At 31.7% G+C, this 22,536-nt stretch carries 21 protein-coding genes and 1 pseudogene; 13 read left to right on the top strand and 9 right to left on the bottom strand.

The window, feature by feature from the left end; all coding sequences use genetic code 11:
* Nucleotides 1-229: 229 nt before the first annotated feature.
* Nucleotides 230-443: pseudogene (locus ATE84_RS09280) on the bottom strand (IS1595 family transposase); the annotation flags it as partial.
* Between the two features lie 168 nt (nt 444-611).
* Between ATE84_RS09280 and ATE84_RS09275 the strand changes: the two are divergent.
* The 5 genes from ATE84_RS09275 (at nt 612) to ATE84_RS09255 (ending at nt 7,267) form a co-directional block, all read left to right on the top strand.
* Nucleotides 612-2,657 (top strand): sensor histidine kinase, encoded by a 2,046-nt coding sequence (locus ATE84_RS09275; protein WP_143273602.1) that lies wholly within the window; start codon nt 612-614, stop codon nt 2,655-2,657.
* A complete protein-coding gene (locus ATE84_RS09270; protein ID WP_101447697.1) occupies nt 2,654-3,283 on the top strand; it encodes a response regulator transcription factor in 630 nt (209 codons plus the stop codon). The genes ATE84_RS09275 and ATE84_RS09270 overlap by 4 nt, the downstream gene beginning before the upstream one ends.
* A 110-nt stretch (nt 3,284-3,393) precedes the next feature.
* Nucleotides 3,394-4,287: an IS1595 family transposase gene (locus ATE84_RS09265; protein ID WP_101447696.1), complete on the top strand. Its 894-nt coding sequence runs from the start codon at nt 3,394-3,396 to the stop codon at nt 4,285-4,287.
* A gap of 91 nt (nt 4,288-4,378) precedes the next feature.
* A complete protein-coding gene (locus ATE84_RS09260) occupies nt 4,379-6,406 on the top strand; it encodes a PKD domain-containing protein (protein ID WP_101447695.1) in 2,028 nt (675 codons plus the stop codon).
* The gene (locus ATE84_RS09255; protein WP_101447694.1) at nt 6,407-7,267 is read left to right on the top strand and encodes an outer membrane beta-barrel protein; all 861 of its coding nucleotides are present in this window, start codon (nt 6,407-6,409) and stop codon (nt 7,265-7,267) included.
* Between the two features lie 209 nt (nt 7,268-7,476).
* Here the strand turns inward: ATE84_RS09255 and ATE84_RS09250 are convergent, their stop codons facing one another.
* From ATE84_RS09250 to ATE84_RS09235, 4 genes are all read right to left on the bottom strand, one after another.
* On the bottom strand, nt 7,477-7,833 hold the full coding sequence (locus ATE84_RS09250; RefSeq protein ID WP_101447693.1) for a hypothetical protein: 357 nt from the start codon (nt 7,831-7,833) through the stop codon (nt 7,477-7,479).
* A gap of 177 nt (nt 7,834-8,010) precedes the next feature.
* Nucleotides 8,011-8,823 (bottom strand): M23 family metallopeptidase, encoded by an 813-nt coding sequence (locus tag ATE84_RS09245; protein WP_101447692.1) that lies wholly within the window; start codon nt 8,821-8,823, stop codon nt 8,011-8,013.
* A 185-nt stretch (nt 8,824-9,008) separates the two neighbouring features.
* Nucleotides 9,009-10,766, bottom strand: a complete 1,758-nt coding sequence (locus ATE84_RS09240) for a TonB-dependent receptor (protein WP_233195777.1) — start codon at nt 10,764-10,766, stop codon at nt 9,009-9,011.
* Between the two features lie 51 nt (nt 10,767-10,817).
* Entirely contained in the window at nt 10,818-13,835 is a 3,018-nt protein-coding gene (locus ATE84_RS09235; RefSeq protein ID WP_101447691.1) for a tetratricopeptide repeat protein, read from the bottom strand.
* Between the two features lie 410 nt (nt 13,836-14,245).
* On the opposite strand from ATE84_RS09235, the gene ATE84_RS09230 reads away from it, so the two are divergent.
* The gene (locus tag ATE84_RS09230; RefSeq protein WP_101447690.1) at nt 14,246-14,929 is read left to right on the top strand and encodes a cell division ATP-binding protein FtsE; all 684 of its coding nucleotides are present in this window, start codon (nt 14,246-14,248) and stop codon (nt 14,927-14,929) included.
* A 102-nt stretch (nt 14,930-15,031) separates the two neighbouring features.
* Here the strand turns inward: ATE84_RS09230 and ATE84_RS09225 are convergent, their stop codons facing one another.
* From ATE84_RS09225 to ATE84_RS09215, 3 genes are all read right to left on the bottom strand, one after another.
* Nucleotides 15,032-15,373 (bottom strand): tRNA-binding protein, encoded by a 342-nt coding sequence (locus tag ATE84_RS09225; protein ID WP_101447689.1) that lies wholly within the window; start codon nt 15,371-15,373, stop codon nt 15,032-15,034.
* 399 nt (nt 15,374-15,772) lie between these two features.
* Nucleotides 15,773-17,572 carry a translational GTPase TypA gene (typA, locus tag ATE84_RS09220; RefSeq protein WP_101447688.1) on the bottom strand — a complete coding sequence of 600 codons (1,800 nt, stop codon included), beginning with the start codon at nt 17,570-17,572 and terminating at the stop codon, nt 15,773-15,775.
* Between the two features lie 150 nt (nt 17,573-17,722).
* The gene (locus ATE84_RS09215) at nt 17,723-18,259 is read right to left on the bottom strand and encodes a hypothetical protein (protein ID WP_101447687.1); all 537 of its coding nucleotides are present in this window, start codon (nt 18,257-18,259) and stop codon (nt 17,723-17,725) included.
* A gap of 119 nt (nt 18,260-18,378) precedes the next feature.
* Here ATE84_RS09215 and kdsA point away from each other — a divergent pair, with 119 nt between their 5' ends.
* A complete protein-coding gene (kdsA, locus tag ATE84_RS09210; RefSeq protein ID WP_101447686.1) occupies nt 18,379-19,197 on the top strand; it encodes a 3-deoxy-8-phosphooctulonate synthase in 819 nt (272 codons plus the stop codon).
* Here kdsA and ATE84_RS09205 read toward each other — a convergent pair.
* A complete protein-coding gene (locus ATE84_RS09205) occupies nt 19,184-19,546 on the bottom strand; it encodes a DUF1801 domain-containing protein (RefSeq protein ID WP_101447685.1) in 363 nt (120 codons plus the stop codon). The two genes, kdsA and ATE84_RS09205, sit on opposite strands and share 14 nt — an antisense overlap.
* Nucleotides 19,547-19,713: 167 nt before the next feature.
* On the opposite strand from ATE84_RS09205, the gene ATE84_RS09200 reads away from it, so the two are divergent.
* The 6 genes from ATE84_RS09200 (at nt 19,714) to ATE84_RS09175 (ending at nt 22,532) form a co-directional block, all read left to right on the top strand.
* Entirely contained in the window at nt 19,714-20,334 is a 621-nt protein-coding gene (locus ATE84_RS09200; protein ID WP_101450948.1) for a hypothetical protein, read from the top strand.
* A gap of 109 nt (nt 20,335-20,443) precedes the next feature.
* A complete protein-coding gene (locus ATE84_RS09195) occupies nt 20,444-20,737 on the top strand; it encodes a transcriptional regulator (RefSeq protein ID WP_101447684.1) in 294 nt (97 codons plus the stop codon).
* Between the two features lie 58 nt (nt 20,738-20,795).
* Nucleotides 20,796-21,257 carry a Coq4 family protein gene (locus ATE84_RS09190; RefSeq protein WP_101447683.1) on the top strand — a complete coding sequence of 154 codons (462 nt, stop codon included), beginning with the start codon at nt 20,796-20,798 and terminating at the stop codon, nt 21,255-21,257.
* Entirely contained in the window at nt 21,254-21,565 is a 312-nt protein-coding gene (locus ATE84_RS09185) for a hypothetical protein (RefSeq protein WP_101447682.1), read from the top strand. The genes ATE84_RS09190 and ATE84_RS09185 overlap by 4 nt, the downstream gene beginning before the upstream one ends.
* A 10-nt stretch (nt 21,566-21,575) precedes the next feature.
* The gene (locus ATE84_RS09180; protein ID WP_101447681.1) at nt 21,576-21,872 is read left to right on the top strand and encodes a hypothetical protein; all 297 of its coding nucleotides are present in this window, start codon (nt 21,576-21,578) and stop codon (nt 21,870-21,872) included.
* A 12-nt stretch (nt 21,873-21,884) separates the two neighbouring features.
* Complete coding sequence (locus ATE84_RS09175; protein ID WP_101447680.1) at nt 21,885-22,532, top strand: DUF1361 domain-containing protein; 648 nt, start codon at nt 21,885-21,887, stop codon at nt 22,530-22,532.
* Nucleotides 22,533-22,536: the final 4 nt, after the last annotated feature.

Here is a 22,536-nt window from a genome sequence, read left to right as displayed (position 1 = left end):
GTAACTTCTCTGAACAAACGTTGACCTCACAGGTTTTATAAGTTTGTGGAGTCTACTTCTATTTTTTATCTAAAAAGGTAAAGTTCTTGTGCTACCTTAGGTACTACTTTTTGATCTATATAATACCTTTGTAATACTTTATCATTAGAATTTGAAGATAGTAATTTGCTATCTTCTTTCATAGCTAGATTCAAATAGATAAGATATGTTTTACGTAAGCCCTTAGTAGTGTCGACATTTCAAAGCAAATAAAAAATGCTTTTCTAACTCCAAAGTTTACTTTATGGAAAAGTGTATTAGCAGTAGCCTATTTGATATGACCACATATATTACATTGCTTCGAAAAACCCTTACACCTGGCAAGCCGTATGATTATACCTAAAACAATTATATCCTATTTCAGACTTCATTGAAGCCAGATATTCCTTACAATCTTTATCGATTTTGAACCAATCAGAGAACTCTAGAAGATTTTGACCCTTAAAAACATTCGTAAAATTATATGTTTATTGATCTTAAATTAAGTATTTATATACTGACCTCTATATTTTAAAATAATAAGTTTTAAATATATTAGGAGAAAAAATGTATTGATTGTCTTTTATCTATATTTGAAAACAAGAATAAATAGTCAACTTTTAAAATTTAAAAACATTTATAAGAAGTTACAAATAGTACTCGTTTTTTTATTGTTCTCTGTAACATTTTGCTGGGCTCAAAATGAAGAATCTGAAAATCAAGAAAGTATCGTTTCGAAAATAAAAAACAACACACTTGTCAAAGATGAACAATATGTTCCTTTTTTAGCAAAACAATTGGAATTAGCAAAAAATAATAATGATTGGGAATCTGCTATTGTTATTCAAAATACATTAGCAGAAGAAGGTATATATTCTCAAATGAATCATAAAGCAGTATATGATTCATTAAAAAAATTTAATGATTATATACCAGAAATTAAAAACACCAAAGAAGTCGCTAAATATTATATTTCTTATGCAGAAGCTGCTATTTATCTTCAAAAATACCACGCTTCTTTAAAAATATTAACCCAAGCAACTTCTTATTTAGAGAGCAAAAAAGATTCTTTATTATATGAATATGGATATGCCTATTTAAAAGCAGCAGAAACTAGTACTAAAACAAACAATCTAATAAACAGTGTTACTTATTTTAAAAAGGCTTCTGATATTTTTTTAAAGCAAAAAGATACTGTTTCTTTTTTATGGTCGCAAAACGGATTGAGTAGGTTATTAGGAAATAATGGTTTATATAAGGAAGCTGATGAAGTACGAAAACCAATTTTTTTATGGGCAGATATAGATATTATTAACGAGACAGGTGTAGTGGTTATGGCGCACATAACGGCCGCTCTTCAAGCTATTATGCAAAATGATACTCAAAAAGAACTTTATCATGTACGTCAAGCGCTTTTGTTTAATAGTCAAATGACATCATCTGAAAAACAGATTGTAGAGATTCTTAATCATGCCTGTGCGACTTATGTATTTGCTCGGCATGATTTATTAAAAGAATCGGATGAAAATTTAAAAAAATTAAATAATTTAATGATAGGAGCAAATGACAGTCCTTTTTTAAGTACATATTACACCCTAGCAAGTAGTCAAAATGCGTATGCCCATAAAAACTTTAAAAAAGCAGAAAAGGGTTTAGCAAAATGGCTTAAAATTGTAAAGCAGTCTAAGGTATCCGAAAACATATTAGATTACGAATATTTATTAGCACAAACCTATGAAAGTATGGGAAACGCTAATCAATCAATTCATCATTTCAAAAGCTATATTCGATTAAAAGACTCTATACAAAAAAGTACCTCTAGAAAGCGTTTTGCATACATACAGTCACAGTTTGAAGCAGAAAAAAAAGATCTAGAAATAGCAAAACAAAAAAAACATATAGTATTACTTAGTGTTGAAAGTAAATTAAAATCGCAATGGATTATTATTATAGTTATTTTTTTAACAGCTATTTTTTTTATAACCTATTTAATTAGGTCTAAAAGGTTTCAAAAACATCAACAAAAACTATTAAAACAATTTGGTCAAGATTTACTCAATTCTATAGAAACCGAACGCAAACGTATTGCAAGTGATTTACATGATGGTATTGGTCAAAACTTATTAGTTATAAAAAATAAAATTTTACTTCAAAATGAAAATGAAGATGTTTCAATAGTAGATCAAACAATAAAAGAAATTCGTGAAATATCGCAAAACATACACCCATACAGGTTTGAAAAAATAGGGTTAGAAGCATCTCTTAAAAACACTATAAAATTATTACAAGAAAGTACTTCCATCTTTTTTTCTGAAGAAATAAAAAATAAAGAAAACATTGAAGGGATGATCTCTAAAGAAAAACATTTACAAATTTACAGAATACTACAAGAAGCGCTAAATAATGTTTTAAAACATTCTAAAACTAGTGCCTGTAATTTAAGTGTTTATTCAGAATTAGAATATGTGAATTTTATTGTAAAAGATAATGGCATTGGTTTCGTTTTTTCAGAAGCAAACAAAAGGTCTTTAGGTATGAAAACCATGCAAGGACGGGCAAAAATGATTGAAAGTATACTAACTATAAATAGCATTAAAAATAAAGGTACAATTATACATTTAAAAGTTCCTGTAAAATGACAAAAAACATATCTATTATTTTAGCAGATGATCATCCATTAATATTAGAAGGAAATACCACGTTTTTAACCAATAAGGGCTACATTATAAAAGGTGTTGCAACAAATGGAAACGATGCCTATAATATGATTAGTAAGCAACAACCTAATATTGCCATATTAGATATGGATATGCCTATTTTAAATGGAATAGAAGTAGCAGAGGCATGCAAAACAAATCAAATCAAAACAAAAATTATTATTTTATCGCTACATAAAAGTGAAGAAATTGTAGAAGCTGTAGGTAAAAGTATTGATGGATATATTTTGAAAGACGATGCATTATCAGAATTGATAAAATGCATTGATACTGTTTTTTTAAATAAGCAATATATTAGTTCTGTTTTAGTAAATTCAGATTTGTTCGATACTAAAAATGAAGTAATAAAAAGACTTACAATTTCTGAAGTAAAAATACTTAGGCTTATAGCAAAGAATATGACCTCACAAGAAATTGCAAATTGTTTATTTCTTTCAAAACGAACAGTAGAAAAACACAGAAGTAATATTTTAAAGAAGCTAGAATTAGATAGTAATCTACATTCTTTGGTGCTATGGGCACAAAAGAATATTGCATTTTTTTCTTAAAACCCTTACTATCCATTACGTAGGTCTACGTATTTTATGGTATTTTAAAAAAAAGTTATAGAGGTCAGTATATAAATACTTAACTTGGAGATCAATAAATATATAGTTTTATGAATGTTTTTAAGGGTCAAAATCTTCTAGAGTTCTCTGATCGGTTCAAAACCGATGAAGATTGCAAGGAATACCTAGCTTCAATGAAGTCAGAAATGGATTATAAGTGTTTGAGATGTAATCATACAGCTTGCCAAGTTCGTAAGGATTTTTCGAGGCAATGTAACATATGTGGTCACATCGAATCGGCTACTGCTAATACACTTTTCCATAAGGTAAAGTTTGGAGTAAGAAAAGCATTTTTTATTTGCTTTGAGATGTCCACGACCACTAAAAGTTTATCTGCAAGCTATATGGGTGTGCGCTATGGCGTAACAGAAAAGACAGCCAGACTTTTTATGTTGAAAGTTAGGGAGGCTATGGGTTCAGGTGGGAATAATCCAATGGATGGTGATGTTCACGTTGACGAATTTGTTTTGGGTGGTAGAGATCAAGGCAAAACAGGCAGAAGCTATGACGGTAAGAAAAAGAAGGCTGTAACAGCGGTTCAGCTTACAGAAGACGGTAAAGTTAAGAGGATGTACGCTATGAAAATAAATGATTTTTCAGCGCAATCACTACAATACATATTTGTTAATCATATTAGCCGAGAGGCTAATGTCACAACTGACCAATGGAGAGGATATAGACCTATTTCAAAGGCATACAATATAACTCAACTACCCAGTAATAGGGGATTGAATTTTAAAGCACTTCATACGATGATACACCAAGTTAAATCTTGGATTAGGACAACCTATTCTTGGGTAAGTGATGAGAATCTCAATAGATATTTTAATGAGTTTTGTTTTAGGATAAACAGATCTCAAAGTAAAGCTACGATCTTCAATAACTTAATAACAAAAATGGTACAAGGAGATAAAATATATCACAAAGAATTAATAAGTAACTAACTACTGACCTCTAAAAAGTTAATTTGTAGGTTGAATTTTAAATTCAAAACAGCCTGTTATTTAAGAGGTAGTTAATTTAAAACACTATTCTATGAGAATACGTCTACTTATTTTTCTTTTTTATTTATTTCAAACACTATCCTATAGCCAATCTATTACAGCAGATTTTTCAGCAGCCCCAACTCTAGGGTCTAGTGTGCCTCATACTGTGTTTTTTACAGATGAATCTATAAATCCAGATATCTGGTTGTGGACTTTTGGAGATGGAGGAACAACTTCTACTGTTCAAAACCCTGTTCATTCATATACTACTACGGGAGAATTTGAAGTAAATCTTAAAGTTGATGATACTCTTTTTGGGACTTCTGATAATATTACTAAAATGGTACGCATATCTATTCCTGCAGCTGATTTCTCCAGGGATTCATCTTTCGGTTGTGGTCCCTTAACGGTCAATTTTACAGATACTTCTATAGCTAATGGAGCTCCTATTGTGGCTTGGGATTGGGACTTTGGAGATGGAGAAACATCTACAGAACAAAATCCAACACATATTTATAAAAATAGAGGAAGCTTTTCAGTAGTTTTAGAAATTACCGACGATTTTGGTAATACTCATGTGATATCTCGTCCTAATGCTATACAAGTTATTGGACCCAGCCCTAACTTTTCTACAACAGATCCTACTACGGGTTGCCTTCCTTTAACTATCAATTTTGTTAATGAAACGACATTCGGAGCTCCACTCACTTCTTTTGAGTGGGATTTTGGGGATGGAACAATCAGTAATACTATTGGGAATGTTAACCACACCTACACTACTGCTGGAATTTTTAATGTAAGGTTACGAGTTACCGATATAGATGGCTGTGATCGTACATTTACACAAACAGCTTTTATCGATACTTCAGATGTAATAGCACCTGTAACAGATGTTACAACGTTACCAACAATAACAGAACAATGTGAGGTAACAAGTATAACGGCACCTACAGCTACTGATAATTGTGGAACAGTAACAGGAACCACCTTAACAACTTTTCCTATAACAACATCAACAACGGTAGTTTGGACGTATACAGATGGTACAAACACAGCAACTCAAAATCAATCCGTTATAATCGAACCAATAAATTTAGTTATTACGAATCCTGATCCTATTTGTGAGTCCAATACGGTTGATATAACTGCGCCATATATTACAAATGGCAGTACAGGAAATGGAATACTGACCTATTGGAATGATTTAGCAGCAACAAGTTCAATATCTAATCCAACATCAATTACTTTAAGTGGTACATATTATATTAAAAGTGTTAATGGAAATTGTTCTGATATAAAACCAGTTGATGTTATTATAAAAAAGTTGCCAATCGCTTCTATCGAAGCAGATGATGTTGTTTGTCATAACAATTCTGGTTCTATTTCTTTTGAAGGAACACCAAATGCAATTGTTACTTACACAGTAAACGGAGGAAGTGATGAAACAATAACCTTAAACGAATCAGGTAAAGCATTTATTTCAACATCATTATTGACTGTAAATACTACTTATACGTTAATTAAAATTAGGCATTCAAATGAGCCATTTTGTAGTCAAAATTTATCTGGAAGTGCAATTAGTGAAACAATTGTTGTAAGTAAACCAGGATTAATTCATCAACATTGGGATGATGTATTAGTTTTCGACAACTATGACAATAGGTTTGTATCATGGCAATGGTATAAAGACGGGAGTGCTATTGCAGGGGCAACTAAACAATATTATAGTAATGCGATTTTAGAAGGGCGTTATTACGTAAAAGCTACAACTATAAACGGAGAGATTGTACAAACATGTAATTTAGATGTATCGGCATCTAATTTTTCAAGAAAAATGACAATCATTCCTAACCCCGTAAAATCAGGAAGTTTATTTACTGCTGATTTAGATTTTGAAAATTCAATATTAAATGGAGCTACACTAAGGTTATTTGATTTAAAAGGAAATCTAATCACCACTCAAACAGTAGATAATACATCGATGAAACTTAGAGCTCCATCAACAGCAGGTGTTTATATTTTATCATTAGGTTTATCTAATGGAAACCGTAAGACATTGAATATATTAGTGCATTAAATGAAATTAAAAGTAATAATAGGTTTATGTCTATTTTGTACACTCATAGGTCATACACAAGAGTTTGTATTAAAAACAAGTAGTGGTCTTTCTGGCATTTTATATGATGATTTAAATGGTAAAGGAACAATAGGTTTTGGAGGAGGTTTAGGAGTTGGTTACACTTATTTTTTGAATGCTCATTGGGGTATTTTAACAGGAGCAGAAATTGCTTATAATCAAAACCAATATAAGCTAAATACAGATGAGGTTATTTCAACACCAAAAATTGATGATTACAGATCTGCTTTTTACTATCAGGTAAAAACAACAGGTTACAAAGAAGACCAATCTTTTGTTTCTGTTGCGATACCATTGATTGTTCAATATCGATCGCTAATTTCTAATAAAACAGAGTTTTATTTTGGGGTTGGAGGAAAACTTTTACTACCAACCAATCAACAAGTGTCGGCTAGTGCAGCAACAATAGCTACAAGTGGTTATTATCCAGATTTAAATTTAGAAATTGATGATTTACCAAATCATGGTTTTGGAATTTTAAACAACTGGGAAGATAAAGGAAGCCTGTCGTTAAAACCATCTGTTTTATTAAGTTTAGAAGGTGGACTTAGTTTTTCTTTAAAGAAAGGAACGAAGTTGTATACAGGTATTTATGCCGATTATGGTTTAACAGATTTACAAGATCATAATTCAACAAAAAACTTGGTAACATATAACCTTAATGGATTAGATGACATAGCAGTTAATGGTATTTTAGCCGCTAATAATACGGTAAAACACAGTAAGTATCTATCTGCCGGAATTCAAATTAAATTGGGGATAAATTTTAAAGAAACAAACAAGTGTTTATGCCAATTATAATTTAACAAAAACTTGGTAACATACATTCTTAATCGATTAGATGACATAATAGTTAATGGTGTTTTAGCCCTCAAAAACAAAGTAAAACACCATAAGTATCTATCCGTAGGAATTCAGATTCAATGAGGAGATAAACTTTAAAAAAACCACAAGCTTGTGAAACCTGTGAGGTCAATGATGTATTGGGTTTTGATGCGATTTTGGTACGCTTACTTTTCAATAAGTAAAATAGCTTGTTTTTCTTTTATAGTTATTTTTTTAGTTTTTGAAACACTTCTTTTCAAGGCTTTTAGACAAAAAACAAAACGCTCAAATACCAGAGAGTATAACATTACATTAAGGGCTAATCCTCCTATAACACCGTAAACACCCTTAACCAATTCAGGGTATCCTATAGTATTTGTAGGAAGGTTAACTATAGAATGTAATTTTAGTAAGAATTCTGTTGTAGGAGTAAAAACAAGTGTTCCTTCATTATTAGCATATCCAATTAAACTACATATTGTTGCTAAAACAAAAAGTAAAACAAATGTAGTTATGTACGTATTTATATTAATCTTTTTCATCTGTATATCTAGTATTAAAAGTTGTAATAAAACTGTTCCTAATACTGTGCAAGATATAGCGGTTTAGGTGTATCCAAAACACCGTAAACGATGAAAATTAACGTACTGAAAACAGGGGTGTTTCAATCCCTATTTATTGGTATATCATAGTGTATTTAAAATCTGTCAAAAAATAAATTAGTATTCTCTAATATATTTCTCTTTTTCTTTAAGTGCAACAGCTTGTTTTCCTTTTCCGATCAGAAATTTTGTTTTTAGGGTTATTCTTTCTTTTAATCTTTGAAAAAATACGATGAAGTGTAAATGCGGCCCTGTAGCCCAACCTACATCACCACTATATCCTATAAATTGACCTATTTTTATCTCATCTCCAATGTTTACTTGTGCTCCATTCTTTTTAATATGGGTATACTCGGCAAAAGTACCATCACTATGATAAATGAGAATAAAATTATTATACTTGGCACATTCTGCTGAAGTACAACTTTTACTGAAGCTTTCTTCAATATCTACAACAACTCCATCTCGTGCCGCATAAATTTTAGTTCCCACAGGCATTTTAAAGTCTAATGCATTTTCATTTTGGTGAGAAGTAGCGCCATTATATCCTTGAGACAACCAATATTCTGTTCCTTTTTGAAATGGTAAATAATACTTAAAACTAGTATCGTATTTTTTTTGGTTATGATTTCCATGATTATAGGTAGATTCATATCCCAGTTTTATACGTTTCTTTCTATCAATTACTTCTAAATCTGTAATCGTATGTCTCTTGGTTTTTGCTGGTATTACAAAAACTTTATTACTCCCATTAGTTGATGTAAGATTTTCTAATCTGAAATCTATTTTTGCAGATACCGGAGTATATTCATCATTATCTGCCAGAATCTTAAACCCATTTTCTGTTTCTTCATAATAGAGTTTAAAGTTATCCTGGGAAAACACACCTATTGAAAACAGGCAAAAAATAAGAAGTAAAGTACCTTTCATAAGCTTTATTTTATCTAAATAGTAACAAAAACTATACCGATAGCAATATGTTAATTAATCAATTAACAAGGTATTATCGGTAAAGAAACCTGATCATTCTATATTCAAAATATGTATAGATGCCTGGCATTTTTATTACTATAAGGTACCAAAAATTTTAAATCTATCTAAATTCGAGGTTAAAATTAGTAGTTAAACTTATATGTAACTCCTCCTAAAACCTGTATTCCTTGAACTGGAAAATTCACCCAACGTTCGTAATTATCTCCTGCCAGATTGTTTCCTTTAATGAAGAAAGATAGTTTGTCACTTAACCGATATCCCAAATTTACATTAGCATCAAAATAAGAATCTAGAGTTACGATAGACTCAGGAACAGTAGGTAAAGAAGTGATTTGATTATTAATATCTTTTCGTTCGCCAACATAAAACAATTGTGCTCCTACATACCATTGTTTATTGATCTGGTAATCCATAAGTACTGAAGCTTTTAGCTCTGGAAGATTCCATGCTTCTTGTTCATCTTCTGAACTATAATTAAAATATTCTGCAGAAGCTCCTAATTTAAACTTTTTGCTAATTTCAAAATTTAGCTCTCCATACCCTATTAGTGTATTAACATCATCATAACGGTACGAGAATGAGTTTCCGTAATCAAACCCTTCTCGTTGTAATGTTGGTCTAACGTTATTAACAAACAAAGGTTTCTCATCTTCTGAAATATAACTTCCTCTGAAGTTATAACTTACCACATCAGATATTTTTCCTTTCAATCCTACATAAGCATCATACAACATATTTGTAGGTTCTATAACTAAAGTAGGAGATACAAAAGGATTTTTTTGTACTGCATCTCTGTACGAATTTTGCTGTAAATCTCCTTCTAACCCTCCATAGGCGATAACAGCCTCTTCTAATAATCTATAAGAAGCAGTTACTTTGGGGTAAATAAAGAAATCGTTATCACTATTTTCTGTATCAATACTATAATATACTGCTGCTCCAAGATTTACGGTAAGGTTATCTCTTAATATCACAAGACTTGGATTGACCCCAACATTTAAAACGCCGTACTCATTAGGTGTTTGGAACGCAAGATCACGTTCAAAACTTCCTTTTAAATAATCTGCGATAAAATTGGTTGTGATTAGGTTATCTCCAATTTCGAACTCAAAAGTAGGTTTCGCTATCACATGATGTTCTACAGAACTTAAAGCATCGCCAAAATATCTATAGTTTACTACTGCTTTCTTAAAATACAGATCATCAAATTGTAGTTTTCCTCCGAGCTTTGCTCCAAAATAACTTTGTTGTGGATCAATTGCATTAATCTGTTCCTGTGTTAGTGATGGAACATCTGGTAATCCATACCAATTGTATAATTGGTGCTCTGCTCCTACTTCAATCCCATACGTATAATCTCTTGTACGGGATGTATAATTAAGATCAAGAAAAGTATTATAAAATTTATCGTCTAATTGCACCTCTTCTATGCCTCCCTGTGATGAATTATGATGCAAATACAATCCCATATTATCCGATCGGTTAATCTGAAAATTGCTATAAAACTCTGCAAGAACCGATGTAAAATTTCCAAACCCTAATGTAGCATAGTTATCATAGATATCTATGGGTTTTGGTCTATCGATATTGGCTGCTCTTCCTTTTGCAGGTGTATATGTAGATGCTACTGGTACCGAAAAAATACTATATCGTATTTGTTTTTTCTGCTGTGTCACAGAATCATTAAGAACGGGAGTAGATTTTACTTTAAATGCATCACTAATTGTTGGTGTGTATGCTTTTACAATAACAACACGTTCTGTTTCCAGAGTTTCATTTTCTTTTTCTTGAGCAAAGCTTTTTAGTCCAATTATAAAAATAGGAACAAAAAGTAATACTCTAGACCTCACAGGTCTTGAAGACCTGTGAGGTCTATTCAATTTTTTAAAATATGTAAACATACAATACAACTCGTTTTTACTAACTGATTCTTACTGTTCGGTTTGGATGGATGAATTTGTTTTTGCTTCTTCGGCTTTGATTTTTCTAAGTTCGGTTTGTGCTTCATCGATTACCTCGGGGAAATCGGTGAAATTTTTAATTACACTTTCCAAAATATATGTGGCTTGGTATGCATCTTTAAGTCCGTAAAAGTTTTTGGCCATGAGCACTAGTCCTTTAGAACCATATAATCGATATCCGGGAAAATCTTTAGATAATTTTTGAATGGTTTCATTAGAAACCTTGTAATTACCGTCAAGATTTTTAAAATACGCATTATAATATAATGCTTCGGCAGCCAATTCTCCCGTAGCAATTTTTTGTACCTCGGCATATGCTCTCTTTGCACGTTGCATATCTACAGTCTTAAATGCTGCGCGGGCAGTAAAAATCTTAGCATCACTTTTTACATCATTTTGAATTTTTGGATTCGCCAAAACCTTATCAGCATATTCGATAGTTTTTTGATAATTCAACAATTGATAATAAGACTTCATCAAATTAGATTGTGCAAAAATGATATTTTGCGGATAATCAGCATCACTCTCTAAACGTTCTAACACCGGGATTGCTTTTTCATATTTACGATTCTCCAGATACACTTGTGAGAGTCTTGCCAATGCTTGCTCTGTAAACTCGGTTCTATCTTGTTGCAGGACAAATTCGTAATGTGGGATTGTTGCATCTTTATTTCCTTTCTTGAAATACAGCTGCGCCAGGTGAAAATGACTTTTAAGAGCATGCAAACCATTAGGGAATTCACTGAGGTATTTCTCAAAACCACTAATTGCTCCATTTTCATTATTTTCTACAAATTGTTTTTCTGCAGCTTCAAAAGCCGTATTATCCAAATCGGCATCACTAACATCTACAAAGCTTAATCCCTTTACCCAGCTAGCATACTCATTTGTTCTTCCTAAGTCTACGTAGATTAATCTTGCCGTATTTACAGCCTGGATTGCTTCATCAGTACCTGGATATTCTGCAACTACCTTTTTAAATTTAGACAAAGCTCTATCTCCCTGGTTTCCATTATAATAAATTAACCCTTGTTTTAGTAATGCTTTTGGCACATACGAACTTCTGGGCACATCTCTAATTAAGCGATCATAAGCATCAATACCTCGCTGTGTTTTATTTTCAGAAACATACACATCTCCAAGGGCAAACATAGCATCATCACGATACGTGGATCTGGGGTACATTTTTAAGAACATCTCTAGATCCTGGATCTTTTTATTATGCTTATTTACAAAACCATAACTAATTGCTTTTTGATAATGTGCATAATCAGAATCTGGTCCATTTTTTTTGATTGCCAGATTATAAGCTTCCATTGCCGGCCAATATTTACTAGAAATAAAATGGCTATCTCCTAATCTTAGATAGGTATCTGTTTGTCTTGTTTCATCGGCTTTGTTACTCTTAGAAAAAGTTTCAAAATATTGAGCCGCCTGAGGGTATTGTTTCAACTTAAAATAAGTATATCCCATATTATAATCTATATGTTCATACTCACTGGTCGATGAAGCTCCTGTGCTGCCTTTAAATTGTTTAAATCCAATCAAAGCATCATCAAAATTGTTTAGTAAGTAATCACTCTCAGCTTTCCAGTATATAGCTTTGGCAGTAAATGTCGGATCGACTTGTTCTTTTAAAGATTTATCAAAATAGACTATTGCTTCTGGATACTTATTTTCAGAATACAATTCTATCCCACGATAAAAAGCTACTTTTTGATACACCTCTTTATCTGCAAAATTTCTACTTCCTTCAAGCAGATCCATTGCTTCTTTATAATTCTTTGATGTAATATATGAGCTGATCAGCAGTTCTTTGATTTCTTCTTCAAATTCTGTTTTAGGGTATTGATCTAAATAGGATAGTAAAACTTTTGGGGCACTCTCGAAGGAGTTTCCTATTTCATAGCTTAATTTTGCATAATTATACGTAGCATCTTCCTTGATTTTAGCTTCAAAATCCATTTCTGAAGCATTCTTAAAAGCATTTAACGCTTGTTGCTTCTGATCTGTTTTAAGATACGATTCTGCCAGGTGATAATATGCGTTTTGAGCTGTAGCATTACGCCCATCTACAATTTTATTAAATTCTGAAATTGCATTCTGATATGCTCCTTGTTTATAATAAGCATATCCCAATAGGTAATAATCTGTATTATTCCATTTACCTTTTCGTCCTTTATATTCCTTAAGGTATGGAATTGCTTTATCATATTTACCAAGATTAAAATAGCTTTCTCCTATTATTTTATTTAACTCAGATCTTTCTGAACGCTTCGATTTAGGCAATTGTACTAATCCTTCATTAATAGCTTCTTCAAAATTTCCTGACTTGAAGTTCATATCACTCTGGAAATATGATAAATTCTTATTGTACTGATCCAGGTCTTTTACTTCGTCAAACAATTTATCGGCTTCTTTATAATTATCTCCTTCATAAGCAATAAAACCCAGATAATATTTTGCTTTAGCTCCATACTCTGGAGAATCTTCTACACGATTCAAAAATTTCTTTGCTTCATTAAATCGTTGAATTTTAAAATAGGCATACCCATTATTAAAACTATATTTCTCTTTTTCTGCCCGACCTAAATTACTTTCATCAACTTTATCATACCATTTACGTGCGTATGCATATTTACCATTATCAAAATAGTATGTCGCTGCATCAAGGTATGCTGCATTACGCTTAATACTTGTAGGGTATTGCACTACAAAATCTTCTAAAAGTTGATCTGCTCCTTTTTGATTTAGCCATACTGCACAATTAGCAATATAATACGTACAATCAGCATCAATATTCTCATCTCCAGAGGCATCTTTGACCTTATCAAATAGGTTTTGAGCTGCTAGAAATTGTTTATTGTTATACAATTCGAGAGCCTGATTATACAGTACTAATTCATTGGTGTAAATTGCGGATTGCTGTGCAGACATATATGCAGACACTACAATCACAAAAAGCATCGAGGTGATGTATTTGTTCATTTAAGTAAGTATTACAATCTAAAAAGTAAATATCGTTTCCCGCGAATAAATTTTGTGTTAAAGATACCTTAATCTTCATTTTAATAACGAAATATCTTGGATATAATTACATAGTGAATTTAGAATTGGGAATACTTTATGAATATTAAAACTTCACTTTTGATATAATCTACCTCAAATGGATTCATAAAAATGGGTAATTTTCTTTCAATTTGAGGGTTGACTTTCTAAAAATCAAAATATTTATTCTGAAACTCTGTTATTGGTATAGAGTAAATGAATTCGTTTAAACTTTTTCAATTAGAATGAAAATTTTAAATGAATTTTATTAAAAACTATTTTCTATACCTGATTTTTTTAACAGAAAACTTTTTACTTTTACCAAGTATATTAATTCAGAATCATAAACTATGTCCAATACGGTATTATGCCTCAAAAATGCTTCAATTTATCAACGCGAAAGTTTAATTCTTTCTGATGTCAATGTTGAAGTAAATAAAGGTGATTTTGTATATCTTATTGGTAAGACTGGTACAGGTAAAAGTAGCTTTATGAAAACGTTGTATGGGGACCTTCCTTTACTAGAAGGTGAAGGTAGTATTGTTGACTTTGATCTACCTACACTACAAGAAAATCAAATCCCTTTTTTACGTAGAAAATTAGGTATTGTATTTCAGGATTTTAAATTGCTTAACGACAGAACGGTAAAAGGCAATCTTTTATTTGTCCTTAAAGCCACAGGTTGGACCGATGAAAAAGGGATGGACAGTAAAATTGATGATGTATTGGATAAAGTAGGTATGAAAACTAAGGATTTTAAATATCCATATCAATTATCTGGTGGAGAACAACAACGTATTGCTATTGCAAGAGCATTACTTAATGATCCTGAGTTAATATTAGCTGATGAGCCTACCGGAAACCTGGATCCACAGACATCTGTAGAGGTTATGGAAGTTTTAAGGGATATCAACAAGAATGGTAACACCATACTTATGGCAACTCACGATTATGCTTTATTACTTAAATACCCTTCTAAAACATTAAAATGTGATGGAAATAAAGTATTTGAAGTTGTACAGAGGAAAGGGTAAAGAAATGTACTCTTTTAATACATGTAGCATCTCTTTTTTTTTGCGATTTTATTATCTATTTTCTACATAAATAAAGGTATACATTTACCTTAATTGAAGTAACTACCCTACTCGCAATCCATTTGTAACCGATAAATCAGGACTTAACAAAGTTACTTCTTTATCTTCTCCTACTGCACCTAAAACTAAACATTCACTCATTATATTAGCGATTTGTTTTGGCGGAAAATTGACTACAGCGATGACTTGTTTTCCTATAAGTTCTTCGGGTTGTTGATAGAGTTTCGTGATTTGTGCAGAGGTTTTTCGTTCTCCCAATTCACCAAAATCAACAATCATTTTATATGCTGGATTTCGCGCTTCTTTAAAGATTTCTACATGTATTATGGTACCCACTCGCATATCCACATTCATAAATTCTTTCCACTCTAAATCTCGATCCATTATTTTTTATTTCAAATTATTTCTCAAAAATATTGAAGTTCTTTAAAAAAATAACATTTTAAGTATCAATCTTTCAAAAGAACAACAAAAACCGTATCAAAACAATGTTTTATGCGTATTTTGTCGTTATTAATTGTATTTTACCGATATTTTGTTGTTTTTTACAAGCTTAGTTACGGGAATTATTCTTACATTTGTACCACACAAGTAAAATATTGTACACGGTAATTCGCCCCAAAATATAGAATTAGCCCCAAATACCCCAAAATATCGACGATAAATCCCGAGCTAGCTCGGGATTTTATTTTTGGCACTAGTTATAGTTTGATTTTACTGTAATAAAAAAACCCCGAGAAATTCTCGGGGTTTTTTATTTTTATGTGTATACCTCAAAAGAGTTTAAACGATTTTATTTCGTTTACGTTCAACTTCAGTTAAGTAGATTTTACGCAATCTTAAATGATTAGGTGTAACTTCTACGTATTCATCTTTCTGGATATATTCTAAAGCTTCTTCTAATGAAAACTTAATTGCAGGCACAATCTTAGCCTTATCATCTGCTCCCGAAGAACGTACATTTGATAATTTCTTTGTTTTGGTGATATTAACTGTCATATCATCACCTCTAGAATTTTCTCCAATCACCTGTCCTTCATAAATATCTTCTCCCGGATCTACAAAGAATTTACCTCTATCTTGCAACTTATCAATAGAATATGGTATTGCAGAACCTTTTTCCATAGAAACTAATGAGCCATTAATACGCCCAGGAATATCTCCTTTAAGTGGTTGATATTCTTTAAAACGGTGTGCCATAATTGCTTCACCTGCAGTTGCTGTCAATAATTGATTACGTAGACCAATAATTCCTCTGGATGGTATCATAAATTCACATACCATACGATCTCCTTTGGCTTCCATACTAAGCATTTCTCCTTTACGCATAGTTACCATTTCTACAGCTTTTCCTGATACATTCTCAGGTAAATCAATAGTTAATTCTTCGATTGGCTCACATTTAGTACCATCTATTTCTTTAATGATTACTTGTGGTTGTCCAATCTGCAATTCATATCCTTCACGACGCATAGTTTCAATCAATACTGATAAATGCAGTACACCTCGTCCGAATACCAAAAACTTATCTGCACTATCCGTATCATTAACTCTAAGTGCTAAATTTTTCTCTAGTTCTTTTGCTAATCTTTCTTTAATATGTCTGGAGGTTACAAATTTTCCGTCTTTTCCAAAGAAAGGAGAATCATTAATTGTAAACAACATACTCATGGTAGGTTCATCGATAGCGATAGTTTTTAACCCTTCAGGATTCTCTATATCTGCTACAGTATCTCCAATTTCAAAACCTTCAAGCCCTACCAATGCACAAATATCACCAGCTTCTACTTTTTCTACCTTCATTCTTCCAAGGCCTTCAAAAGTGTGAAGTTCTTTTATTTTAGATTTTTTTATCGTTCCATCTCGTTTTACCAAAGAAACCTGCATACCTTCGGTCAAAGTACCTCTTTGTAAACGTCCAATAGCAATACGCCCTGTAAATGATGAGAAATCTAACGATGTGATTAACATTTGAGGAGTACCTTCTTCAATTTTCGGAGAAGGAATATGCTCAATTACCATATCAAGCAGAGGTTCTATATTATCTGTTTCATTCTTCCAGTCATCACTCATCCAGTTATTCTTAGCAGAACCATATACTGTAGGAAAATCGAGCTGCCATTCTTCGGCACCAAGTTCGAACATCAGGTCAAATACTTTTTCATGAACTTCGTCTGGCGTACAGTTTTCTTTATCCACCTTATTAACTACAACACAAGGCTTTAACCCAAGGTCAATTGCTTTTTGTAGTACAAAACGAGTTTGCGGCATAGGTCCTTCAAAAGCATCTACCAGTAGTAATACTCCATCTGCCATATTCAATACACGCTCTACCTCTCCTCCAAAATCGGCGTGACCAGGAGTATCTATGATATTAATTTTGGTTTCTTTATAGATAACCGAAACGTTTTTTGAGGTAATGGTAATTCCTCTTTCGCGCTCCAGGTCATTATTGTCCAAAATTAAATCACCTGTATTTTCATTTTCACGAAATAATTGACAATGGTACATAATCTTATCTACCAACGTAGTCTTACCGTGATCTACGTGAGCAATTATCGCAATATTTTTTATAGCTGTCATAAGCGCCTCATTTTTAAGGGTGCAAATGTACGAGATATTTTGACAGGTTGTATACGAAAATTTAATTATTAAAAAAACCTTATTATCTGCCCTCTTAAACAGAACAAGAAAGCTCCTTATTTTTTAATTATCAGAACATTACTAACTATTCTATCTTCCCAATACCCATCCCAATCTAAAACCAATTACAGGCCTTAAAAAACTTTCTTCATTATTAAATCCATATCCAAGCCCTAACTCTAATCCCCAATTAAAATTAGAATTATACGTACGCTGAAAACCCCAAACAGGAGCTATTATGGCATAATAATCAATATTAACCTCTATATCTCCAATAACAGGATCTCCATGCGTAAAAAGAGTAGATAAGGCAATGTAATTTGCAGAGTTTTTTAACGTGTTCTTTCCTTTTTGAATTCTCCTTTCAAAATTATAGTAATATCGATAAGCCACTTCTACTGAAGGAAAAATACCATATTCACCATTTCCATTTTTGGATACGTAGGCAAAACCTGTTCCTAATCTAAAATCTATAGTAGTATTCTTACCTAATCCTACCTCATACTCTATACCAGGAGAGGTTAGTATATTTATTTTAAACATATGATCTTTTACAGATATACTATTGTTTTGAGCAGAAATAACGATTGTATTTAAAAGAAAAATTGAAATAAGTATTTTTTTCATGTATAAAAGTTTAGTTGATGAAGAAAAAACTTATTAATCAAATTTTATACCAAATGTTGATGGTTAAATCACTTATACATTAACAAAACTTATATCTTTGCGCCATAAAATAAGCTATCATGCAATTAGAAAATATTCCAAACCTCAAGAACCTAGATTCAAACAACTTTTTTCTCCTGGCCGGCCCTTGTGCAATTGAAGGAGAAGAGATGGCATTGCGTATTGCAGAAAAAGTAGTTACTATTACTTCTAAACTTAAAATTCCTTATGTTTTTAAAGGATCATTTAAAAAGGCTAACCGTAGCCGTATTGATAGCTTTACAGGGATAGGTAATGAGAAAGCATTAAAAATTTTACGTAAAGTTGGAGAAACTTTTGAAATTCCAACGGTTACTGATATTCATGAAAATGAGGATGCAGCACTTGCAGCCGAGTATGTAGACATTTTACAAATCCCGGCTTTTTTGGTACGCCAAACGGATCTTGTAGTGGCTGCTGCAAAAACAGGAAAAACAGTTAATTTAAAGAAAGGACAATTTATGAGTCCTGAAGCTATGCAACATGCTGTAAAAAAGGTGAAAGATAGTGGCAATAATAATGCAATGATCACAGATCGTGGAACTATGTTTGGTTATCAGGATATGATTGTTGATTTCAGAGGAATCCCTACGATGAAACAATATGGTACTACTGTACTTGATGTAACACATTCGTTACAGCAACCTAACCAATCTAGTGGTGTGACTGGAGGAAGACCTGATATGATAGAAACTATTGCACGTGCAGGAATAGTTACAGGAGTAGATGGTTTATTTATGGAGACACACTTTGATCCTGCTAATGCCAAGAGTGATGGTGCCAATATGTTACATATTGATCACCTAGAAAAACTATTGAGTAATTTGGTTGCCATTAGACAAACGGTTAATCAGTTATAAATTTTTCATTTCTAAAAACATAAGCTTCTTTGAGGACTTCTATAAGTACCTGATCATTGATATCATCTATGTTTTGATATCGTAGAGATTTTACATATTTTCTTTTATCAGATTCTAGTTTCTCCTGGTGTTTGGTAAAATATTGTGCGCTCCAAAACCCTACATCTACATAATCTTTGGTCACATTAAGATAACAGATTGGACTTTTGCCTACGTAATAAAAAGGAACTCTCCATTTAAACAATAATTCAACTTCTGGTAGTGTCGTTTCGACCACCACCTGTAGATGAAGCAATATAGATTTAAATGGTTCTGATTGTCTTAAAATATATTCTTCTGCTGGATTCATACCTCAAAAATACCGTTTTATCATAAAATGGTATTACCTAATATAGTTATCAAAACTAAACACCTTAAAAAGAGGCCTCTCCTCCTACTATAAAAAATGCTCCTGAAAATTAAATTTGCACAATTCAATATTTTAATTTTACTTTGTATTTCAAAGTACTTTTTAATATGAGCACAGAAGAATACTTAAAAGACATCACAGAGATCAAAGATATGATGAACAAATCATCTCGTTTTTTCTCACTTAGTGGTTTATCGGGAATAATGGCTGGCATCTATGCACTAATTGGTGCTGCTGTTGCTTTTTATTTAGACAGCATTATCGGTAGAGGGTATCTAATTCTAAACAGTAAGCTCTTTTATTATGTCCTGATAGATTTAGTCATTATAGCATTACTGAGCATTGTAACTGCTATTATTTTAAGCGTTAGAAAAGCAAAAAAAAATAACGAAACCTTATGGAATAGCGCCTCAAAACGATTGCTTACTGCCTTTTTAATCCCTTTGATTACCGGAGGTATTTATATTATCATAAAGATATCCAGCCATCATTACGGTCTAACCGGTTCTTTAATGCTTATTTTTTATGGGCTTGCTCTGGTTAATGCTTCAAAGTATACAATCGGTAATGTAAAATATTTAGGATATATAGAAATTGCATTAGGTTTAGCCTGTGCAATCTATCCCGGATATGGTTTTTGGTTCTGGGTGTTTGGATTTGGTGTAATGCACATTATATACGGAAGTTTAATATACTTTAATGAGAATTCAAATTCGAAGTCTGCATAAGCAAAACATTGGATCTGATATGATAGGTTAGTTTTAATTTATCCCTAAGTACTATCAAATAAGTCTGAATATAAAATTTGAAAAGTTTCTTCCCTCATGGGAATACAGAATGAAAAATATAATTGATAATATAAACAAAGCTTTTGATCATCGAATTCGATTAGGAATTATGTCGATTTTGATTGTAAATGAATATGCCGATTTTAAAATGTTAAAAGAGCTTCTAGGAGCTACCGATGGCAACCTGGCAAGCCACACCAAAGCTTTGGAAAAAGACGAATATATTATGGTAGAAAAATCATTTATAGGTAGAAAGCCAAATACAAGATACAGTGTTACCAAAAAAGGCCGAGAAGCCTTTAAAAAACACGTAGAAGCTATTGAAACATTACTAAAACAGTAGCTATATTTTTTTATTATTTTACTTTGAAATACAAAGTACTTTTAAACAAAAAAAAACAATGAGAGCATATATTTTAGAAATGATTTATGAATTAAGTAAAAAACCGTATCAGAAATGGTTTAAAAAACAACCATCTTGGGATATTTCGGCGAAAACACTTATTACATATCCTAAGGGAAGTCTTGGGTTTCATTTAGGATGCTTCTTACTACAGCATGATTTTAGTCCACAACCCAAATTAGAAAATCATGATGTTTTTCATGTATTAACCAGTATTGGCATATCTGTGCCCGAAGAGGTAGCTATGCAATATTACCTTTTAGGAAACGGTAAACTAACAATATACCTGGTTTCAGTCATCATAATAGGCACCTTGTTTTATCCAGATAAAATTAAACTTTTTAAAAAAGCATATCGAAAAGGCAAAACAGCCTATCCTTTTTATCAACTGGATTACAAAAAACTTTTGCATCAGCCTGTACAAACTTTGAAAACCACATTTTTAATCACATCATTATGAAAATCATACAACCAATTAATAAGAATGCACTTATTGTTGCAACCATTAGCTTTCTTTTAGGAACTTTATTATTACTGTTTTTTCTAATTTCTCAATCTAATATAGTATTCGACATAGGTCTTTTTTATGTCATTATAGCATCTGTCCTTAACATAATCGTCTTTATAGGACTCATCACTAATGCCATTATCAACTATCAGTATTACCAAGAGAATCTAACTACAATCATATTAGTTATCCTTAACATCCCAATTACTATTGGATATACCATCATTATCATCAACAACCCTTTTCTAAAATATTTTTAATCTCATCATTATGAAAATAGCACAGCCTATTAATAAAATTGCTATCATCCTAGCCTTAGTTAGTTTTCTTATCGGAACCTCCCTATTACTACTTTATATATTTCATATAACCTATATAGAAAGAAGTACCCTTCGACATATAGGACTTAATTATATCAGAATTGCTTTTTTGGTTAATATAATTTATCTGGCATTTCTGATCATTAATGCGATTTTCTTTTCAAAAGATACCAAAGAGAATCTAATCACCATTCTATTCTTTTTACTCAACATCCCAATTACACTTATATATATCCAAATCGCATAAATACTAATTATCATGAATATTATAGAAAAACAAACGCCTTTCATAAAACTATTTACGTTTTCAGTAACATTTAGTTTGCTATTATTAGTAATCAGAGCTTTAAAAACAGAATCTTATTTTTATTTATTCCTGGTATGGAATCTCTTTTTAGCATGTATACCTTATGGCATTACAATGCTATTAAGTGTACGTAAAACAAATCAATTTATTTTCTGGTTAGGTTTTGTGATATGGTTGATATTTTTGCCTAATTCTCCATACATCTTAACCGATTTACAACATATTAGATCAAGTACTCTGGAATCTGTTTGGTTTGATGTTTTGCTTATTCTATCCTTTGCCATCAATGGTTTGGTTATCGGCTTTGCTTCTTTATGGATGATGCAGACACTACTTCTGGAAAAATTTTCTAAAAAGATTACAAATCTCATCTCATACAGTATTCTACTATTATGTGGTTTTGGGATATATCTGGGAAGAGTATTGAGATGGAACAGTTGGGATATACTTCAAAATCCATCAGGGATTTTAGCCGATATTTTAAAAAGAATCTTATTCCCTACTCAACATATTAACACCTGGGCATTTACGATAGGTTTTGGCGGTTTTTTGATGATCACCTATCGAATGATTCAATATTATCAAGAAAAAAACAATTAAAAAA

It is taken from the genome of Aquimarina sp. MAR_2010_214 (assembly GCF_002846555.1).
GTDB lineage: Bacteria > Bacteroidota > Bacteroidia > Flavobacteriales > Flavobacteriaceae > Aquimarina.
This window is presented reverse-complemented; position numbering and strand designations above follow the sequence as displayed.